The 19,009-nt window shown below is 63.0% G+C and carries 22 protein-coding genes; 11 read left to right on the top strand and 11 right to left on the bottom strand.

Annotated features, from left to right (window positions below; all coding sequences use genetic code 11):
- Window positions 1-4 precede the first annotated feature (4 nt).
- Entirely contained in the window at window positions 5-646 is a 642-nt protein-coding gene (locus LB536_RS15015) for a Pr6Pr family membrane protein (RefSeq protein ID WP_224593797.1), read from the top strand.
- An 8-nt stretch (window positions 647-654) separates the two neighbouring features.
- Here LB536_RS15015 and LB536_RS15010 read toward each other — a convergent pair whose 3' ends face one another.
- A complete protein-coding gene (locus LB536_RS15010; RefSeq protein WP_224593783.1) occupies window positions 655-906 on the bottom strand; it encodes a DUF1127 domain-containing protein in 252 nt (83 codons plus the stop codon).
- 92 nt (window positions 907-998) lie between these two features.
- Between LB536_RS15010 and LB536_RS15005 the strand changes: the two genes are divergently transcribed.
- On the top strand, window positions 999-2,408 hold the full coding sequence (locus LB536_RS15005) for a PLP-dependent aminotransferase family protein (protein WP_224593781.1): 1,410 nt from the start codon (window positions 999-1,001) through the stop codon (window positions 2,406-2,408).
- 66 nt (window positions 2,409-2,474) lie between these two features.
- Here the strand turns inward: LB536_RS15005 and LB536_RS15000 are convergent, their stop codons facing one another.
- Window positions 2,475-2,639, bottom strand: coding sequence for a hypothetical protein (locus tag LB536_RS15000; protein ID WP_181178252.1), 165 nt, complete (start codon window positions 2,637-2,639; stop codon window positions 2,475-2,477).
- A gap of 244 nt (window positions 2,640-2,883) precedes the next feature.
- Between LB536_RS15000 and purL the strand changes: the two genes are divergently transcribed.
- The 5 genes from purL to LB536_RS14975 all read left to right on the top strand — a co-directional run bounded on the left by purL (window position 2,884) and on the right by LB536_RS14975 (window position 7,982).
- Window positions 2,884-5,115 (top strand): phosphoribosylformylglycinamidine synthase subunit PurL, encoded by a 2,232-nt coding sequence (purL, locus tag LB536_RS14995; RefSeq protein WP_224593780.1) that lies wholly within the window; start codon window positions 2,884-2,886, stop codon window positions 5,113-5,115.
- 7 nt (window positions 5,116-5,122) lie between these two features.
- The gene (locus tag LB536_RS14990) at window positions 5,123-5,674 is read left to right on the top strand and encodes a hypothetical protein (protein WP_224593779.1); all 552 of its coding nucleotides are present in this window, start codon (window positions 5,123-5,125) and stop codon (window positions 5,672-5,674) included.
- 135 nt (window positions 5,675-5,809) lie between these two features.
- A complete protein-coding gene (locus LB536_RS14985) occupies window positions 5,810-6,043 on the top strand; it encodes a BolA/IbaG family iron-sulfur metabolism protein (protein WP_015318146.1) in 234 nt (77 codons plus the stop codon).
- A gap of 151 nt (window positions 6,044-6,194) precedes the next feature.
- Window positions 6,195-6,530, top strand: a complete 336-nt coding sequence (gene grxD, locus LB536_RS14980) for a Grx4 family monothiol glutaredoxin (protein WP_013895877.1) — start codon at window positions 6,195-6,197, stop codon at window positions 6,528-6,530.
- 147 nt (window positions 6,531-6,677) lie between these two features.
- Entirely contained in the window at window positions 6,678-7,982 is a 1,305-nt protein-coding gene (locus LB536_RS14975; protein WP_411966549.1) for a multidrug effflux MFS transporter, read from the top strand.
- Between the two features lie 29 nt (window positions 7,983-8,011).
- Here LB536_RS14975 and LB536_RS14970 read toward each other — a convergent pair whose 3' ends face one another.
- From LB536_RS14970 to rpsD, 4 genes are all read right to left on the bottom strand, one after another.
- On the bottom strand, window positions 8,012-8,440 hold the full coding sequence (locus tag LB536_RS14970; RefSeq protein ID WP_224593778.1) for a hypothetical protein: 429 nt from the start codon (window positions 8,438-8,440) through the stop codon (window positions 8,012-8,014).
- Window positions 8,441-8,509: 69 nt separating this feature from the next.
- Window positions 8,510-9,337, bottom strand: a complete 828-nt coding sequence (locus tag LB536_RS14965) for an inositol monophosphatase family protein (protein WP_224593777.1) — start codon at window positions 9,335-9,337, stop codon at window positions 8,510-8,512.
- Window positions 9,327-10,214 carry a tRNA 2-thiocytidine(32) synthetase TtcA gene (gene ttcA, locus LB536_RS14960; RefSeq protein ID WP_224593776.1) on the bottom strand — a complete coding sequence of 296 codons (888 nt, stop codon included), beginning with the start codon at window positions 10,212-10,214 and terminating at the stop codon, window positions 9,327-9,329. The genes LB536_RS14965 and ttcA overlap by 11 nt, the downstream gene beginning before the upstream one ends.
- 150 nt (window positions 10,215-10,364) lie before the next feature.
- Window positions 10,365-10,982, bottom strand: coding sequence for a 30S ribosomal protein S4 (rpsD, locus tag LB536_RS14955; protein WP_140755188.1), 618 nt, complete (start codon window positions 10,980-10,982; stop codon window positions 10,365-10,367).
- Window positions 10,983-11,354: 372 nt separating this feature from the next.
- Here rpsD and LB536_RS14950 point away from each other — a divergent pair, with 372 nt between their 5' ends.
- Window positions 11,355-11,549, top strand: coding sequence for a hypothetical protein (locus LB536_RS14950; protein WP_140755190.1), 195 nt, complete (start codon window positions 11,355-11,357; stop codon window positions 11,547-11,549).
- 85 nt (window positions 11,550-11,634) lie between these two features.
- Here the strand turns inward: LB536_RS14950 and LB536_RS14945 are convergent, their stop codons facing one another.
- Window positions 11,635-11,817 (bottom strand): DUF3008 family protein, encoded by a 183-nt coding sequence (locus LB536_RS14945; protein WP_140755192.1) that lies wholly within the window; start codon window positions 11,815-11,817, stop codon window positions 11,635-11,637.
- A gap of 157 nt (window positions 11,818-11,974) precedes the next feature.
- On the opposite strand from LB536_RS14945, the gene LB536_RS14940 reads away from it, so the two are divergent.
- Window positions 11,975-13,357 carry an RNB domain-containing ribonuclease gene (locus LB536_RS14940; protein WP_224593774.1) on the top strand — a complete coding sequence of 461 codons (1,383 nt, stop codon included), beginning with the start codon at window positions 11,975-11,977 and terminating at the stop codon, window positions 13,355-13,357.
- Here the strand turns inward: LB536_RS14940 and murI are convergent.
- Window positions 13,301-14,170 carry a glutamate racemase gene (murI, locus tag LB536_RS14935; protein ID WP_224593772.1) on the bottom strand — a complete coding sequence of 290 codons (870 nt, stop codon included), beginning with the start codon at window positions 14,168-14,170 and terminating at the stop codon, window positions 13,301-13,303. The two genes, LB536_RS14940 and murI, sit on opposite strands and share 57 nt — an antisense overlap.
- Window positions 14,163-15,083 (bottom strand): RNA methyltransferase, encoded by a 921-nt coding sequence (locus LB536_RS14930; RefSeq protein WP_224593770.1) that lies wholly within the window; start codon window positions 15,081-15,083, stop codon window positions 14,163-14,165. The genes murI and LB536_RS14930 overlap by 8 nt, the downstream gene beginning before the upstream one ends.
- Window positions 15,084-15,296: 213 nt before the next feature.
- Here LB536_RS14930 and LB536_RS14925 point away from each other — a divergent pair, with 213 nt between their 5' ends.
- Both LB536_RS14925 and LB536_RS14920 read left to right on the top strand, forming a co-directional pair.
- On the top strand, window positions 15,297-16,508 hold the full coding sequence (locus tag LB536_RS14925) for an NADP-dependent isocitrate dehydrogenase (RefSeq protein WP_140812898.1): 1,212 nt from the start codon (window positions 15,297-15,299) through the stop codon (window positions 16,506-16,508).
- Between the two features lie 78 nt (window positions 16,509-16,586).
- Window positions 16,587-17,213, top strand: coding sequence for a glutathione S-transferase family protein (locus tag LB536_RS14920; protein ID WP_224593767.1), 627 nt, complete (start codon window positions 16,587-16,589; stop codon window positions 17,211-17,213).
- A gap of 22 nt (window positions 17,214-17,235) precedes the next feature.
- Here LB536_RS14920 and LB536_RS14915 read toward each other — a convergent pair whose 3' ends face one another.
- A complete protein-coding gene (locus LB536_RS14915; protein ID WP_224593764.1) occupies window positions 17,236-17,715 on the bottom strand; it encodes a DUF2269 family protein in 480 nt (159 codons plus the stop codon).
- A complete protein-coding gene (locus tag LB536_RS14910; RefSeq protein WP_224593761.1) occupies window positions 17,712-19,007 on the bottom strand; it encodes an SDR family oxidoreductase in 1,296 nt (431 codons plus the stop codon). The genes LB536_RS14915 and LB536_RS14910 overlap by 4 nt, the downstream gene beginning before the upstream one ends.
- Window positions 19,008-19,009 lie beyond the last annotated feature (2 nt).

Here is a 19,009-nt window from a genome sequence, read left to right as displayed (position 1 = left end):
AGCCATGGGCCGGTTCCTGCAGACCGCAGGGTTGGTTGTTGGCCTGATAGCGCTCGCCCTGCAGTTCTCGATCACCATTCCGGCGTCGATGGAAGCGGGCCGCAGCCTGCTCGGCTCGATCGTGTTCTATTTCAGCTTCTTCACCATCCTGACCAACATTGGCGCCGTGCTGGTCCACACCTCGCTGTTGTCATCCAGCGGCTATGCTTGGCTGCCGGCCTTTGCCGGACCACGGATGCGCGCGGGCGTCGCGGTTTCGATCACTCTGGTCTTCATTGTCTATGCCACCGTGCTGGCGCGGCTCTGGCAGCCACAAGGCCTGTTCCTGCTTTGCGACGTCCTGCTGCACTATGTGACACCGGTGCTGTTTGTCCTGTGGTGGCTGATATCAGGCGCCGACGGCAGAACGAGATGGAGCGACATCTCCTGGTGGGTTGTCTATCCCATCGCCTATCTGGCCTATGCGCTGGCCCGGGCGCCGCTGGCGGGCGAGGTGCCCTACCCCTTCCTCGATATCGCCAGGAACGGCGTCGAGAGCGTCACTGTAGCGGCGCTCGCCATCACCGCGCTGTTCGTGGCGATATGCGTCGTCGCCGTTTTCGTCGATCACGGCATCAAGCGCCTCAGGAGCAAAGGCGCCCGATAGGCCGGGTGCTATTCCCAGAGCCGCTTGATGCCCTCGCGGTGAGCGTCGCAGCGCGAGAGGCCGATGTCCTTGAGTTGATCGTCGGTCATCTCCAGCAGTGCCAGCCGGCCGCGCCGGCGTTCCAGCAGATGGTCGATCCATTTCGCCAGCGACCTGACCACTCGCACAAGCCGGCCGACGAAGCCGCGCTGCCCGGACGGGCGAGCAGGCTGGCCGAGTAATTCGGTTCTCGAGTGGTGGAATGTTCCGATTGTATCCATTTTCTTTCTGCCAGAATATCAATTGCACCCTTATTAGCGCGCCATTGATATGTATTGACTCCCAAAACGGTGCAATATAGAAAATTGTCACCATGACAAATTGGATTCCAGATCTCACGGGTTCAGGTCCGCTGTATCAACGGCTCGCGGATTCCATCGAAGCGGATATCGACCGGGGCGTGATCGGCGCCGGGGCAAAGCTGCCGCCACAGCGCGACCTCGCCTACGACATCGGTGCCACGGTTGGCACGGTCGGCCGGGCCTATCAATTGCTGCGTGAGCGCGGCCTCGTCAGTGGCGAGGTCGGACGGGGCACCTATGTGCTGGGCGAGAACATTGGCGTTACAAAGCCAGAGGCCCCCGACACAAGCGTCGAAGGCACTCGTTCTGTCGATGCCCCCAAGGACAAGCTGCGTTTCGACAGCACGGCAGCTCCTGACATCGGCCAGGGTGCGATTGTCGCCGACGTCCTGTCGCGCACCGCACAGGACCATCCGCATGAGATTTCGAGCTACACGCGCGATTTCCCGGACCGCTGGTACGAAGCCGGCGCCCGCTGGCTGTCACGGAACGCCTTCCGGCCGACGGCCGATACAATCGTCCCCACTCTCGGCACTCATGCCGCGGTGATGGCCGCGATCGCGGCCCTGACGACGCCGGGCGACTATGTCGCCTTCGAGCACCTCACCTACTCGCAGATTTCCCGCAGCGCCGGCCTGATCGGCCGGCGCACCGCGCTTGTGGCCTCGGACGATGAAGGCCTCGATCCGGCGGATTTCGAACGGGTTTGCGCGCAAAAGCATCCCAAGATGATATTTCTGATACCGACGGCGCAGAATCCGACCTTGGTGACCTTGTCGCCGGCGCGCCGCGAGGCGATCGCGCGTGTCGCCCGTGAATACAACGTCATCCTGATCGAGGATGACCTCTACGGCCATCTGACCGACGACCCGACACCGCTGCTTGCCGAATTTGCGCCCGAACGCACCATCATTGCCGGCGGCCTGTCGAAATCGGTCGCCGCCGGTCTGCGTGGCGGCTGGCTCTCCTGCCCGCCCGCCTATCGCCATCGCATCCGTGTCGCCCACAAGATGATGACCGGCGGCATGCCATTCCTGTTGGCGGAGGTGAATGCCCGGCTGGTGCTTTCCGGCCAGGCCGGCGAAATCCGCAAGCGCAGCATCGCGGAGATCAGCGCCCGCATGTCCATAGTGCGCGAAAGTCTGGCGGGCTTCTCATTCAAGTCGCACGACAAAGTGCCATTCGTCTGGCTCACCCTGCCCGATCCCTGGCTTTCCGGCACCTTCAAGAATGCCTGCCTGGAGCACGGCGTGCTGATCGACGATGAGGATGAATTCAAGGCTGGGCGCTCGGAGCGGGTTTTCCATGGGGTGCGCTTCGGTGTTTCGCAGCCGAGGCGGCGCGAGGATATTGCGGGCGGCGTCGCGGTGATCAGGCGGCTTCTGGACGAAGGCCGCGCAGGCTACGACAGCTTTTCCTGAACCATGCGCCCCCCAGCTTGCCCCGAGAAGCCGCCTTGCGAAACTGGGACTTGAACCGGACTCGGATCAGCCTTCGGCCTTGAAGTTTTTGGCTTCCTTCTCGGCCTTGTCCTTACCGTGCTTCTCGGCCAATTCCTTGGCTTGCCGGGGCGAAGCGTCGGTGGTCTCCGCTATATGGAGAGCCTCCTTGTCCGAGAGGCGATTGTCGTTCTTGCCTTGCTTGGTAGCCATGATCCTGTCTCCTAGTGATAGGGACCTAACGACCGGGGCATCATGGCGTTCCCCATTTGGCTTTGCGAAGCTCCAATAGCTGGCTGGGCGCCTTCCGTCGCGTACGGAAGGGTCTGGCGCGATCCGTCGTGGTCATCACCCTGTTGCTTTCTGCCTTTTTCCTCCGCCGACGGGTGTATCGGCCGCAGAGCTTGCGATAAGAGGAGACTCAAAATCCCTGCTCCACGGACATAGACCGCCGCCCATGACCATTTCCAATTCCGTGCCGATCACACCAGACCTCATCGCCGCGCATGGGCTGAAGCCCGACGAGTATCAGCGCATATTGGATCTGGTCGGACGCGAACCGAGCTTTACCGAACTCGGCATCTTCTCGGCGATGTGGAACGAGCACTGCTCCTACAAATCCTCGAAGAAATGGCTGCGCACCTTGCCGACCACCGGTCCGCAGGTCATCCAGGGCCCGGGCGAGAATGCCGGCGTGGTCGACATCGGTGACGGAGATTGCGTCGTCTTCAAGATGGAAAGCCACAACCACCCGTCCTTCATCGAGCCTTATCAGGGTGCGGCGACCGGCGTTGGCGGCATCTTGCGCGACGTCTTCACCATGGGCGCGCGACCGATCGCGGCGATGAACGCGCTGCGCTTCGGTGCGCCCGACCATCCCAAGACCAGGCATCTCGTCGCCGGCGTGGTTTCCGGCGTCGGCGGCTACGGCAATGCCTTCGGCGTGCCGACGGTCGGCGGCGAGGTCAATTTCGACGCCCGCTACAACGGCAACATCCTAGTCAACGCCTTTGCCGCGGGACTTGCCAAGACCGATGCCATCTTCCTGTCCGAGGCAAAGGGCGTCGGCCTGCCGGTCGTCTATCTCGGCGCCAAGACCGGCCGCGACGGCGTCGGCGGCGCCACCATGGCCTCGGCCGAATTCGACGACAAGATCGACGAGAAGCGCCCGACCGTGCAGGTCGGCGACCCCTTCACCGAAAAATGCCTGTTGGAGGCCTCTCTCGAACTGATGGCCTCGGGCGCCGTGATCGCCATCCAGGACATGGGTGCGGCCGGCCTCACCTGTTCGGCGGTCGAAATGGGCGCCAAGGGCGACCTCGGCATCGAGCTCGACCTCGACAAGGTGCCGGTGCGCGAAGAGCGCATGAGCGCCTACGAGATGATGCTGTCGGAAAGCCAGGAGCGCATGCTGATGGTGCTGCGCCCCGAAAAGGAAAAGGAAGCCGAGGCGATCTTCCACAAATGGGGCCTCGACTTCGCTATCGTCGGCAAGACCACCGACGATCTGCGCTTCCGCGTGCGGCACCAGGGCGACGAAGTCGCCGACCTGCCGATCAAGGATCTCGGCGACAAGGCTCCCGAATACGATCGTCCATGGGTGGAGTCCAAGAAGCCGGCGCCGCTTGCCGCCAACGACATCCCGCTAGCCGACCTCGCCGATGCGCTGCTGAAGCTGCTGGGCGGACCGGACCTGTCCTCGCGTCGCTGGGTGTGGGAACAGTACGACACGCTGATCCAGGGCAATTCGCTGCAGATTCCGGGCGGGGATGCCGGCGTGGTGCGCGTGGAGGGACATCCGACCAAGGCGCTGGCCTTTTCTTCCGACGTGACGCCGCGCTACTGCGAAGCCGACCCCTATGAGGGCGGCAAGCAGGCGGTGGCCGAATGCTGGCGCAATTTGACCGCTACGGGCGCACTGCCGCTCGCTGCCACCGACAATCTCAATTTCGGCAATCCCGAACGGCCAGAGATCATGGGCCAGCTGGTCGGCGCGGTGAAGGGCATTGGCGACGCCTGCCGGGCGCTTGGTTTCCCGATCGTGTCCGGCAACGTCTCGCTCTACAACGAAACCAACGGCCAGGGCATCCTGCCGACACCGACCATCGGCGGCGTCGGCCTGATATCGGACTGGTCGAAGATGGCGCGGATCGGCTTTGCGGCGGAAGGCCAGATGATCCTGCTGGTCGGCGCACCGGCTTCCTGGGGAACGCATCTTGGCCAGTCGGTTTATTTCAGGGATATCCACGGTCGCAGCGATGGCCCGCCGCCGCCGGTCGATCTCGAGCACGAGAAGCGCGTCGGCGACCATGTACGCTCGTTGATCGCGTCCGGCATCGTCACGGCGGCGCATGACGTCTCCGACGGCGGCATCGCGGTGGCGCTGGCCGAAATGGCGATGGCGTCGGGCATCGGCGCGACCGTTCCCGGACTGGTCGGTACCGATCCGATCCCGGTCTGGTTCGGCGAAGACCAGGGCCGCTATCTCCTGACGCTGTCGATCGATCCGCATGGCGATGAATGGGACGCTATCCGCAAGCAGCAGGGCGAACTGGGCATCTTCGCGCCGTGGATCGGCTCGACGGGGGGCAACGCGCTGAAACTCGGCGATGCCAGGGCAATCCCGGTCAGCGATCTGACCGCCGCTCATGAAAGCTGGTTCCCGCGTTTCATGGATCAGGCCAGTTGACGAGAGCATGATCCCGAAAAGTGGAAACCGGTTTTCGGAAAAGATCCTGCTCAATCATAAGAAACTGGCCGTACGGGCGCTGCTTGCAGTCGTCTTCTGGCCGTCGCTGTTCTTCTTCTGGTGCCTCGGGCCGTTCGTCTTCTTCCTGCTGTCGACGACCTCGAGTGAGGTTTGTCCCAGGCTGGAAACACGCGCCGAATTTCTCGCCGCGGCCAACGACACGCTTCCGATGCTGGTCCTGCAGAACCTCATCTATGCGGTTCCGATCGTCTGCCTGGTGCTTTGGAACCGGCTCCTGCCGGAGCCAACGCGAGCCAGGCACATTATCACCTGCGTCAAGCTTTTCGCCGTCTCGGCCGTCTTGGGGGCCTTGTGGGAGTATGGCTCTTCGCTCATCTGCGAAGGCTATGGCCAGCCGTTCTTCTCGCCTGCCTGGCAAATGACCAGTTATCTGGCGATCGCCAACCTGGCGGTCAACACCCCGCTCTACGTGCTGGTCTTCAGCCTTGGCCGCGCCTTCTCGATGCGCGAGGATGAGCCGGCGCAGGGGCCTGGGTGAAACCATCTCCTGAACACCAACGGAACGGACACCGGACGGAACCGCTTCAATCCGGATTGGAAAGGCTTTAGGCTTGTCCGACTCTCATCGCATGGGCCGCCGCGCCGCCGCCCTCCCGAAACAGGAATTTCTGCAATGGCAATGGACGCCCACGACATCGAAAAACTGATCAAGGACGGCATACCGGATGCCCGCGTGACGATCCGCGACCTCGCCGGCGACGGCGACCATTACGCGGCCGAAGTCGTGGCCGAGAGCTTTCGGGGAAAAAGCCGCGTCCAGCAGCACCAGATGGTTTACGACGCGCTGAAGGGCAATATGGGCGGCGTGCTGCATGCTCTGGCGCTGCAGACCAGCGTCCCCGACTGAGGCATTTCCACCCGCCACGCTTGGCCCAAAACGGCCCATTCTTTGCGCCATTCGGGCGATGGCATGGCTAAAGTCTTGTTTCGGGCAACCTATGGGTTTATTTGAAAGACATGCTTCGAGCCTGACTCCCACGGGCGTGAAAGGATATTCCATGAGCGGTATCAACGACTACATCGACAATGAAGTGAAGGGCAACGACGTCGTCCTTTTCATGAAGGGTACGCCCGGCTTCCCGCAATGCGGGTTTTCCGGCCAGGTCGTGCAGATCCTCGACTATATCGGCGCCGACTACAAAGGCGTGAACGTCCTGGACTCGGCCGAGCTGCGCCAGGGCATCAAGGACTACTCCAACTGGCCGACGATCCCGCAGCTCTACGTCAAGGGCGAATTCGTCGGCGGCTGCGATATCATCCGCGAAATGTTCCAGGCTGGCGAATTGCAGACCTTCCTGGTGGAGAAGGGCGTGAGCGTCAAAGGCGCCGCCTGACTTCAGTATCGGGCATGTCGATATCGACATGCCCCGGCCACCGGGGCGGCCCCACCTCGGCAATTTTTTACATCCCGGATCCCGGGACCAGGACGAGCCAATGCGCCGGCCCGCCGGCGCGTTTTCGTTTGAGAGATCGGACTTGCCGTGGACCAGCAGAAATCAGCGCCGCAAGGGGCAAGCACCTTGCCCGGGGCAAGCACCTTGCCCGGGGCAAGCATCTTGCCCATTCCGCGCTGGGAGTTCATCGCGCTCTGCGCCGCGCTGATGGCGCTCAATTCGCTGGCCATCGACATCATGCTGCCGGCGCTGCAGCAGATTGGCGCCTCGCTCGGTGTCGAGAACGAAAACCACCGGCAATATGTGATCACCGCCTACATACTGGGTTTCGGCGGCGGCCAACTGTTCTTCGGGCCGATCTCGGACCGGTTCGGGCGCCGTTCGCCGCTCGTCGCCGGCCTGATCATCTATGTGGCGGCGGCCGCCGCGGCCGCCATCGCGCCGAGCTTTGAAACACTTTTGATATGCCGCGCCGTGCAAGGCATCGGCGCGGCCGCCACGCGCGTCATCGCGGTCTCGATCGTGCGCGATACATTCGATGGCCGGCGTATGGCCGAAGTCATGTCGCTGATCTTCATGGTGTTCATGGCCATCCCGGTCGTGGCACCAGGCATCGGCCAGTTCATCATGCTGTTCGCTACCTGGCATTGGATCTTCGTTACCATGGCCGTCGGCGCCCTGGTCGTGTCGGCATGGTCGCTGCTGCGCCTGCCCGAGACGCTGCATCCCGAATACCGCCGGCAACTGACGGTATCCTCCATTGTCGGCGGCTTCCGCATCGTGCTCACCAACCGCATCGCGCTCTGCTATGCCTTCGCCAGCACGTTCATCTTCGGCGCCATGTTCGGCTTCATCGCCTCGGCGCAGCAGATCTATGTCAACGTCTTCGACGTCGGCGAGATGTTCCCCGTCATCTTCGCCGGTGTCGCGGGCGTGCTCGCCTTCTCCAATTATCTCAACTCGCGCCTCGTCGGCCGCGTCGGCATGCGCCGCCTGTCGCAAAGCGCGCTGCTGCTGTTTCTGGTGATCAGCCTGGCCTGGCTGGTGGTTTCACTCGAAACGAGAATGCCGCTCTGGCTGTTCATCACCTTCTTTGCCGGCGCCATGCTACCGTTTGGCTGCCTCGGCGCCAATTTCAACGCATTGGCCATGGAGCCGCTTGGCCAATTGGCCGGAACGGCGTCGTCCATCCTGGGTTTCATGCAGACTTTTCTCGGCGGCATCCTCGGCACGCTGATCGGCCAGGCTTTCAACGGCACGGTGACGCCGCTGGCCGCCGGATTCTGCAGCGTCTCGGTTGCCGCGCTGCTGATGATCCTGATTGCCGAGCGCGGCAAGATGTTCCAGCCGCAGAACGCACCCGTTTCAGGGCACGTCACCGATCTGCACTGAGACAACACACGCCTTGAGTTTTGTTTGGCTTAAAGCCAAGCCGGGGCCAAGCGACGTGCGTCAGGATGTATCTTCGAGCGAGCCGTGAAGCGAGGAGAAAGCATTCGCCCCGCGATCGCCCCGCCCATGCCATCTGAAAAGGGCAACGGTAGAGCGTCGTCGAGTACCTTGATGATGGATGCCACGAAGGCACGGCCGAGCTGGGAATCGGTTCCCAAGTCAGAATAGGTGGCACGAGGCTTGCCGATCAGCGTGCCGTTGCGGCGAAGCGAGAACCGCAGTGTCAAGGACATGCCCGCGGTTCCTGGCGGCGGCTGCCAGCACGCATAGATGGCGTCCGACATCTCCTTGATGGTGTCGATGGGATCGGTGCTACGGCAGAGGCGCTCTTGCGGGAGCGCCTCGTTGCAATTCGCAAACAAGGTAAGTGCCGCAAAAACCGCGAACCGACGTTTCATTCGAGAGCCTCCGCCAGAACGCAAGGGTTCGACCGTACAACCCAACAGTTCAAGCCCCAGGAATTGATCCTATTCCGCCCACAGCTCGCGGCGCAGTTCCTGCCAGCTGTCCTTGTCCGGTGCGACAAGCAGGCCGCCGTCGACATGCGAGGGCAGATAGGCGCTGCCGTCGACACGCGCGGCATGGCCGCCGGCTTCCTGATGGATCAGCACGCCCGGCAGATGATCCCAGGGCATCAGCTTGTTGTAGACGACAAAATGCGCATGCCCGCTGGCCAGCAGGCGATATTCGTGCGCGGCGCAGCGATAGGCGAACTGCGACAGTGCCTTGGTCTGGTTGCGCGCAAGGCGGGAGCGCTCCGGCTCGTCGAGATATTGCCAGGAGACCGCGCCGGTCATTTGCGAGATCGGAACGGGTGCCGCCACATGCACTTTCTCCAGGCTGCCATGGGCATGCCTGATATGGCTGCCGGCACCCCTGGCGGCGATGAGCCAATCCTTGCCCACCGGATCATGGATGATGCCCGCGACCGTCTCGCCCCTGACCACGACCGCAAGCATGACGCCGAACAGCGGCACGCCGGATGCGAAATTGAAGGTGCCGTCCACCGGATCGATGGTGAATGCCAGTTCGGCATCGCCCAAGCCGTCGAGCAGCGCCGGATTGTCGGAGCAGGCCTCCTCGCCCACCACCATGGCCGAGGGATAGCGCTCGCGCAGCCTGGCGTTGATCAGCCGCTCGGCGTTGACATCGGCCTCCGTCACCAGGTCTGCGGCGGAAGTCTTCTGCCTGATATCGCCATTGCCCAACCGGCGAAAGCGCGGCATGATTTCGGCTTGGGCTGCCTCGGCCAGAATGCCGGCCAGCCAGTCGATCGCGGTATCGTCAAATGTCATCGGGAATATCTTGCCTGGTCGCGAGGGTTTCATTGAGGGCGGCGAAATCGAACAGCTTTCGGTCGAGCAAATGCGACGGCCTGGTGTTGGACAGAGCACGGATCATCGTGTCCTTGCGGCCAGGCATGCGCTTTTCGATGTCTTCGAGCATCGCCTTCATGGCGTTGCGCTGCAGCCCTTCCTGGCTGCCGCAGAGGTCGCAGGGAATGATCGGGAACCGCATCGCGGCGGCGAATTTCTCCAGATCGACCTCGGCGCAGTAGCTGAGCGGCCGCAACACCATGACGTCGCCGTCGTCGTTGAGCAGTTTTGGCGGCATGGCGGCAAGCCGGCCGCCATGGAACAGGTTCATGAAGAAGGTTTCGAGAATATCCTCGCGATGATGGCCGAGGACCAGGGCCGAACAGCCCTCCTCGCGCGCGATCCGGTAGAGATGGCCGCGCCGCAGCCGCGAGCAGAGCGAGCAATAGGTGCTGCCTTCGGGGAGCTTGTCGGTGACTACCGAATAGGTGTCCCGGTATTCGATCCGGTGGGCTATGCCGTTGGCGTCGAGATAGTCGGGCAGGATGTGCTTGGGGAAATTTGGCTGGCCCTGGTCGAGATTGCAGGCCAGCAACTCGACCGGCAGCAGCCCGCGCCATTTCATGTCCAGCAGCAAGGCTAGCAGACCGTAGGAATCCTTGCCACCAGATAGCGCCACCAGCCAGCGCTCGCCGGGCTTCACCATCGAGAAGTCCTCGATCGCCTGGCGGGTCTGCCGCAGCAGCCGCTTGCGCAATTTGTTGAACTCGACCGAGGACGGCACCTCGGCGAACAGCGGGTGGGAGCCGCCTTCGGCGGCCGGTTCAAGTGTTTCGATGTCTGGCTGCATGTTCATGGCGCGACGGCCCCGGATGTGACTTCCGCCGGCTTAGCGCATTGGCCGGAAAATCGAAATTGATTTCAGCGACACGCCGCAAAGCGGATGCCTGAAACAAAAAGGCCGCCTCGATGGGCGGCCTTTCCGGTATCGCAGAAAAGCGTTCGCTTAGCGCGAATAGAATTCGACGACCAGGTTCGGTTCCATCTGCACGGCGAACGGAACGTCGGCGAGGCCCGGGATGCGGGAGAAGGTCGCGACCATCTTGTTGTGATCGGCATCGATGTAGTCCGGCACGTCGCGCTCGGCGAGGCCGACCGACTCGAGGACGATGACCAGCTGCTTCGACTTTTCGCGCACTTCGACGACATCGCCCGGCTTGCAGCGGTACGAGCCGATGTTGACGCGCTTGCCGTTGACGTTGACGTGGCCGTGGTTGACGAACTGGCGGGCGGCGAAGATGGTCGGCACGAACTTGGCGCGGTAGACGACCGCGTCGAGACGCGATTCGAGCAGGCCGATCAGGTTCTCCGAGGTGTCGCCCTTGCGGCGGTCGGCCTCTTCATAGACCTTGCGGAACTGCTTTTCCGAAACGTCGCCATAGTGACCCTTCAGCTTCTGCTTGGCGCGCAGCTGCAGGCCGAAGTCGGAAAGCTTGCCCTTGCGGCGCTGGCCATGCTGGCCGGGGCCGTATTCACGCTTGTTGACCGGGGACTTCGGGCGGCCCCAGATATTTTCGCCGAGACGGCGGTCGATCTTGTATTTCGCGGATTCGCGCTTGCTCATCGCATTCCCTTTTCAAAACAACACACCCGGCACCTCATGGTCCGGGTGAAGGAAACGCGCCCTCCTCTGGCCTCCGTTTTCGAGACCTGACAGGGTTTTCCCACGCAACGCGGCGGAAAACCCACGGGACACGTCAGTTCAAACAAGATCGGAAACGACTGTCGTGACAGACCTTGCGTATACAAAACAAACACCGGACATCGCTGCCCGGCGTTGGCGGCTGGTTAAACCGAGATTTAACCGGTGTCAAGCTTGTGAGTGGCGCGGGCCGGCGCAACCGTATAGCGTTTAGGCGTTGATGCGATGCCGGATGTGGCGGGAGGTTTGCGCCAGCGGCACCAAGAGGGACTGGAGCTAGAGGAGCCCAATTGCATGAAGAAGTTCTTCCTTACCCTGGCAGGCGCCGCGGTGCTTGCAGGATCGATGGCGGTGGCCCCGGAGCCGGCGATGGCGCGCCATTGGCATGGCCATAGACAGGTCTGCCGCGTCATCGTCAAAAAGCGAGTGGTGTGGCGGCATGGTCATCGCAGGGTGATCGTCGAGAGAGTACGGCGCTGCCGCTGGTAGGCATTTCAACGCGACAATCCCAAGGCCAGCGAACCGTCGCTGGCCTTTTTTCATTCCAAGGTAGTCTGGCTCGAAGCGCTCGATCCTAGGATTTTTTCGCCGGTAATCCCTTACGCTTCGTCTCGGCGAATTCCTCGAGCTGCTTTTCGCTCATCGATTCATACATGCCCTTGGAAGCGCCTTTGAGTTCGCTTTTCTTGGTCTCGCCGCGTTTGGCGGAGAGTGCGGCGCCGGCGGCCTTCTGCTGGGCTTTCGAGGTGGCTGGCATGGCGGGTTCTCCTTTGCTGTCAAGAGAAACGCCGCGTTTCGGCGGCGGTTCCAGCGCCTGTGGCTCGTTCCGGTCCACCCGGCGCCAGCCGGTGGCCGGCCAGGCGATTTTCGTTGGCAGCCTTCCCGTGTCCGGAACCCCAGTGTAGGACGGCTCAATGAAATCCCTGACAGATCCCTCACAGGCTCTCTCCACTGGCCTGGCGAAAATCCGCACCGAATTACACGTGCCGGATGGATTTCCGGCTGATGTAGTGGCCGCGGCCGAGGCGGCGGCCAAACGTGTGCCCGACCAGCATGCCGATCGAAGGGCGATGCCCTTCGTCACGCTCGATCCGGCTGCCTCCACCGACCTTGATCAAGCGTTCTCCATCGAGGCGAGCGGCGGTGATCTTCTGCTGCATTATGCCATTGCCGACGTGGCCTGGTTCGTCGAGGACGGCGACACGGTGGATCTCGAGGCCTGGACGCGGGGCGAGACACTCTACATGCCGGACGGCAAGGCCGGGCTCTACCCGCCGGTGATTGCCGAGGGCGCGGCAAGCCTGTTGCCGGACGGACCCCGTCCAGCTGTTATCTTCACGGTTCGGGTTGCGCAGGACGGCGCGACGAAGTTGGACGGCGCGGAGCGGGCAATCATTCAAAGCCGCGCCAAGCTCGCCTATGACAGCGTGAAGGCTTCCGACGTTCCGGCCGGCTTCGCCGAAATGGCGCTGCGCATGGCAATGAACGAACAGCGCCGTGGGGCTTCCCGCGTCGATCCACCCGAGCAGGAGGTGGAGAGGCTTGCCGATGGCGCATACCGGCTTTCGTTCAGACCGCTGCTGCAATCCGAGCAGGACAACGCAGCACTTTCGCTGGCCGCCAACATGGCGATTGCCGATGCCATGCTGGCGCATCACACCGGCTTGTTTCGGGTGATGTCGGGGCCGGATGCCTTCAAGGTTCAAAGACTGCGCAACGCGGCACAAGCCCTCGGACTGTCCTGGCCGGCCTCCACCGGGTTGCGAGACTATCAGCGAACCCTCGACCCGACCGATCCGCGACAGGCGGCGCTGATGCTGGAAATCCGCCATTCAAGCCCCGGCGCGTCTTATCAACCCTATCAGGACGGCGTTGTCCCCTGGCACGAGGCCATGGCCGCGACCTATGCCCATGCAACCGCGCCGCTCAGGCGACTTGCCGATCGCTATGTCGTGCGCTGCGCGCTGGCTATCGCCAACGGCCAGCCCGTGCCCCAGGCAGTAACCGACGCGTTCGCCCGATTGCCGAAGGCGATGGGACGTGCCGATAGCCGCGCTTCGCAGATCAACCACGCAGCCATCGACCTTGCGGAGGCGATAATGCTGGAAGGCCGCGAGGGTGAGACATTCAAAGCCGTTGTCACCGACTTCGTCGACCATGGCGTGCGCGTTCAACTTGCCGACATGCCTGTGGTCGCCACCGTGAAGGCCTCCGGCCCCAGACAGGGCGACGGTCTGACGCTAAGGCTGGTCCTGGCCGATCCTGATCAACGCAGGATCGTTTTCGAACCGGTTTGAGTGGCGGGCACCTCCGCCACTTTCCAAGTGCACGGTCAGCCCAAATCCCTGCATGAGGCGGCTGACGGCGAAATCCGCCTTGCCCGAGGTGAAGACCGCGATATCGGGCACGCCTTGCGGCAGCGCCCCATCGATGGGCGGCAGCAGCGAAAGGGCTCGCCGTGCGATCGCCTCGGCCGGATCGATCCAGTCGACCGGCCACGGCGCGGTCTTGCGCATGCGATTGACCAGAAAGGGATAGTGCGTGCAGGCCAGCACGACGATATCGGTGCGCATGCCGTCACGCTCGATGAAGCATGGCGCGATTTCGGCGCGCACGGCCTCCTCGTCGACGAAGCCCTCGCGCATGTAGGCTTCGGACAGGCCCGCCAGCCTGTCGCTGCCGACCAGGCGGACATGGCATTTCTGTGCCCATTTGCTGATCAAGTCGCGCGTGTACTGGCGCTTCACCGTGCCCGGCGTCGCCAGCACCGAGACCAGGCCCGAGCGCGTGCGCTCGGCCGCCGGCTTGACCGCAGGTACCGTGCCGACAAAGGGATGGCCGGGAAATCTTTCGCGCAAAGCGTCGATCACCAGCGTCGAGGCGGTGTTGCAGGCAATCACCGAAATGGCCGGCTTGAACCGGTCGAGCAGTCTGGCGAACAGCTCCAGTATATGGATGCGCAGCGCCGGCTCTTCCCAGGCGCCAAAAGGAAAAGCGGCGTCGTCGGCGACATAGATGAATCGACGGTCTGGCATCAGGACACGCGCCTCGCGCAACACGGTGAGCCCGCCGACGCCGGAATCGAACATCAGGATCGGCTGCTCAGTCATTGTCGGTTCCCTTGCCGCCGAGCGGCGGCGTGTCCGCATCGTCGCCGTTGGCGTCCGGCACCCGGCCAGCAGCCTCCGCCTTGCGCGCGCGCGCGGCGGCCGCGGGCAAACGCCGCGGGTCATCGCCCGGTGACCCATCGCCGCGCGGCATCGCGGGTGAAAACCGGTCGAGCGACGAGATGATGCCGCGCAACACCTTGAGCTCCGGTTCGGCGAAGCCGGCGCGCGTCAGCACGGCGCGCAGATTGTCGACCATTTTCGGCTTCTTCGGCGCCGGCCGGAAATAGCCGCGCGCTTCCAACGCGCCTTCCAGATAGGCGAACAGGCCGTGCAATTCTTCCTTGCTTGCCGGCTTCATCTCCGGCCCCGAAAAATTGGTTCTGGTCTCGTCCTCCAGGCCCGACTTCATCCACTCATAGGACATCAGCAAGGCCGCCTGGGCGATGTTGAGCGAGGAGAAATCGGGATCGACCGGGAAAGTGACGATCTCGTCGGCAAGGCCAACCTCGTCATTGTAGAGACCGAAGCGCTCACGACCGAACAGGATACCGGTGCGTTGCCCCATTCCGTGACGGGCACGCAGCATCCTGCCCGCTTCCACCGGGCCGCGCACGGATTTGAAGCCGTCGCGCTGCCTGGCGGTGGTGGCGAAGACGAAGTTCAGGTCGGCGAGCGCCGAGGCCAGATCCTCGTAAACGGTGACGGCATCGATGACATGGTCGGCACGGCTGGCGGCGGCGCGCGCCTTCTCGCTCGGCCAGCCGTCGCGCGGGTTGACCAGGCGCAACTCCGACAGTCCGAAATTGGCCATGGCGCGGGCGACCATGCCGATGTTTTCGCCGAGCTGCGGCTCGACCAGAATGATCGCCGGGCCGGCGGCTGCGGTGTTAGCGGGGTCTTTGGTGATAGGCATGACTGTCAATGAACTGCTGTTTGCGGCATTTCAGCGTCCCCTGCCATATTCGGCCGTGAAAATGAAGCATTCGCAAATGAAGGCGGCCATGCCTCACATTCGTGACAGATCGCCGTTTGCGTGGCCAAAAGCGCTTTGATATAGGGGCGGCATCCCCCGGCCGACGCCACACGGGCAAGGTCGTCCCATTCCCAGCAACGAGGCATTCTTTCCATGGCGAAGATCAAGGTGGCGAACCCGGTCGTCGAACTCGACGGCGACGAGATGACCCGCATCATCTGGCAGTTCATCAAGGACAAGCTGATCCACCCTTATCTCGACCTCAAGCTCGAATATTACGACCTCGGCATCGAGCATCGTGACGCCACCAACGACCAGGTGACCATCGATTCGGCCAACGCCATCAAGAAATACGGCGTCGGCGTGAAATGCGCGACCATCACCCCCGACGAGCAGCGCGTCGAGGAATTCAAGCTGAAGAAGATGTGGAAATCGCCCAACGGCACCATCCGCAACATTTTGGGCGGCACCATCTTCCGCGAGCCGATCATCATGAAGAACGTGCCGCGCCTGGTGCCCGGCTGGACCAAGCCGATTATCGTCGGCCGTCACGCTTTCGGCGACCAGTACCGCGCCACCGATTTCCGCTTCCCCGGCAAGGGCAAGCTGACAATCAAGTTCGTCGGCGAGGACGGCCAGGTGATCGAGCATGACGTATACGACGCGCCCGGCGCCGGTGTCGCCATGGCCATGTACAATCTCGACGAGTCGATCCGCGAATTCGCCCGGGCGTCGCTGAACTACGGCCTGCTGCGCAACTATCCGGTCTACCTGTCGACCAAGAATACCATCCTCAAGGCCTATGACGGCCGCTTCAAGGATATTTTCCAGGAGGTCTACGAGGCGGAATTCGAGTCCGAGTTCAAGTCGAAGAAGCTGTGGTACGAACACCGCCTGATCGACGACATGGTGGCGTCGAGCCTGAAATGGTCCGGCGGCTATGTCTGGGCCTGCAAGAACTATGACGGCGACGTGCAGTCCGACACGGTTGCGCAGGGTTTTGGGTCGCTCGGCCTGATGACCTCGGTGCTGATGACGCCGGATGGCAATACCGTCGAAGCCGAAGCCGCGCACGGCACCGTCACCCGCCACTATCGCCAGCATCAGAAGGGCGAGGAAACCTCGACCAATTCGATCGCCTCGATCTTCGCCTGGACGCGTGGCCTAGCGCACCGCGCCAAGCTCGACGACAACGCGGAACTGAAGCGCTTCGCCGAGACTCTGGAAAGGGTCTGCATCCAGACCGTCGAGAGCGGCTTCATGACCAAGGACCTGTCGCTCTTGATCGGCCCCGACCAGCCCTGGCTCTCGACCACCGGCTTCCTCGACAAGATCGACGAGAATCTGCAGAAGGCGATGGCGTAAGTACCCGTAGTTCCAAATGCGAAGGCTCCGAAAGGAGCCTTCGCATTTTAGGGCCGGCGAAAGCGAAGGGCCGACAGCATGACCAAGCCAATCCTCTACGGCGCGGATTACAGTGTGTATGTGCGCATCGCGCGGATGGCGCTGGAGGAAAAAGGCATCGACTACGAGCTGGTGCCGCTCGACATCTTCGCCTCCGAGGGCATTCCCGCTTGGTACCTCGAACACCACCCGTTCGGCCGCATCCCGGCTTTCGAGCATGACGGCTTTCGCCTGTTCGAGACTAGCGCGATCGCGCGCTATGTCGACGAGGCGTTCGACGGTCCGGCGCTGCAGCCGACGGACCCGCGCAGCCGTGCGCGGATGAACCAGATCATCGGCATGCTCGATGCTTATGGATACCGGTCGATGGTCTGGGACGTCGCGGTCGAGCGGCTAGAGAAGGCGGAGCCCGATGAGAGCTTGATCGCCTCTGGCCTGCGGCAAGCCGAAACAGTGCTCAAGGTGCTGACGTCGCTGAAGGCACAAGGGGCATGGCTGCTTGGCAATCAGCTGACCTTGGCCGACCTGCATGCGGCGGCGATCGTCGGTTATTTTGTCAAGGTCAGCGAGGGGCAGAAGCTGCTTTCCTCGTTCGCCGAAATCCAGGCATGGTGGAACCGCATCGCCGCCCGCAAGGCCATTGAGACGACCCAAAAGACCGATTGAGCAGTCATTATGCGGTAACGGGCTAAAGCCCTATCTCGGGTCGGGTGACCATCAGCCAGAGGATGGCAAGCACCGCAGCGAAAGCTGGAAAGCCGCAGATAAACCAGATGCGGAACAAGCGCTTTTCCGCTGCCGGCAACGATGCGTTTTCGGTGGCGGCCTGCCGCGCGAGGTTTCGGATCCGGATCTGAATCCAGACCACCGGCAGCCAGAACAGACCGGTCACGACATAGAGCAGCAGCGACAGCACGATCCAGCCTTCAGACAGCGGCCAACCGATGGCCTGCGCCAGCAACAAGCCCGTTATCGGCTGCACCACGACGGCCATGGCGGTGAATATAGCGTCGGCGAGGACGACCGTGCCCGCGACATGGGCGACGAGGTCGGCGCGACCAGTGCGTTGCGCCATCAGCATGAAGAAAGCGATGCCGGCGCCCGTGCCGAAGAGGACGGTGGCGCCGATGACATGCAGCCAGCGCAGGGTATCGACCCAGAGGTTCATCGTTCTTCCAAGATCGCCAGAGCCACCAGGACGAGGCAAAGCGCGGGCACTGTCTTGACCATTGCTCCCAGCGGATCGAGCCACAGGTCGGGAGCAAATACGGTGGCTCCAGCAAGATAAATCAAGGTGATTGCAATCATGCCCGTCAGCGCGTGGCGCGCGAGGGATCTCAAGAGAACCGCGGCTCCGACAACGATGTCCGCGACACCGCCGGCAAGAACAATTCCGAGCGCCAGCGTGGGCGGCAGGCCATGCGAGACAAGAATGCCGGCCGCCGCATCCTGCCGCGCCAAGCCGATAACGCCAGAGGCCAACCAGAACATCGACAGGACAGCAAACACGACCGGTTTCAGCAGCCACAGGCGCGCAAACCACCGCTCCTGGACTCGCGCGGGCATGGCGGACAGCGTCGCCTCGAGCGGCTGCAGCGGATGGCCGCTCACCTCGTTCCAGGGTTGGGCGTTGCCAGTCACGCCGCGCGCCAAAGCCGCCAGGGCTGCACTGCGCAAAGGCGACCGCCAGCCAAGCAAGCCAAGGCCATCGGCAACAGCCGCGGCAAGCCGGCCGACAATGGCCGGCATCGGGACGACCCTGGCCTGCGGCAGGCCAAGCCAGGCACGAAAGGCGCAGATAACATCGGCGAGCGATCGCGCATCTGTTTCGACGAGATCGAGGGCAGAGCTGGGCGGAAGAGATCCGGAAACCGCTCGCGAGACGGCTTCGGTAACGTCGGAAACCGCCACGGACTGGATAGGCTGGCGCGACATGACGGCCGGGATAAAACCGGGAAAGGCGGCCAGGGCGCGCAAAAGCGCGGTCCCGCCATAGGCGGCCGGCGCGATCACCAGGCCCGGGCGCAGAATAGCCCACTCCAGCGAAGAACCGGCGACAGCTTCGTCGCCTTGCGCTTTAGTCCTGAAGAAAACATCGGAAGAGGCGGGATCGGCGCCAATGGCGGAAATCTGCGCTAAGCGGCGCACGCCAGCCTGTTCGCAGGCCACGACCAGCGCCACCACCGAGCCCCGGTGTATGGCGTCGAGCCGGTCGCGCGGGCCGTCCTGCAAGGCGCCCGCCGCATTGACGACCGCGTCCATGCCGGCGACGATCGGCATCCAGTCCTCGGGAGCAAGCAGCCGCGACATGTCGGCTGCAACCCATCGCACCGCCGGCCAGCGCCGCCCGGCATCCCTGATATCGCGACCGAGGGCGGTCACATGATGGCCTTCACCAAGCAGATGTCCGACGACGGCTTCGCCGATCAGACCATAGCCACCAAGGACAAGCACTTTCATGC

Origin of the sequence: Mesorhizobium sp. ES1-3 (assembly GCF_020164795.1) — a bacterium.
Lineage (GTDB): Bacteria > Pseudomonadota > Alphaproteobacteria > Rhizobiales > Rhizobiaceae > Mesorhizobium.
Note: the sequence above shows the minus strand (reverse complement) of the source record. Positions and strands in the feature narration are given on the sequence as shown.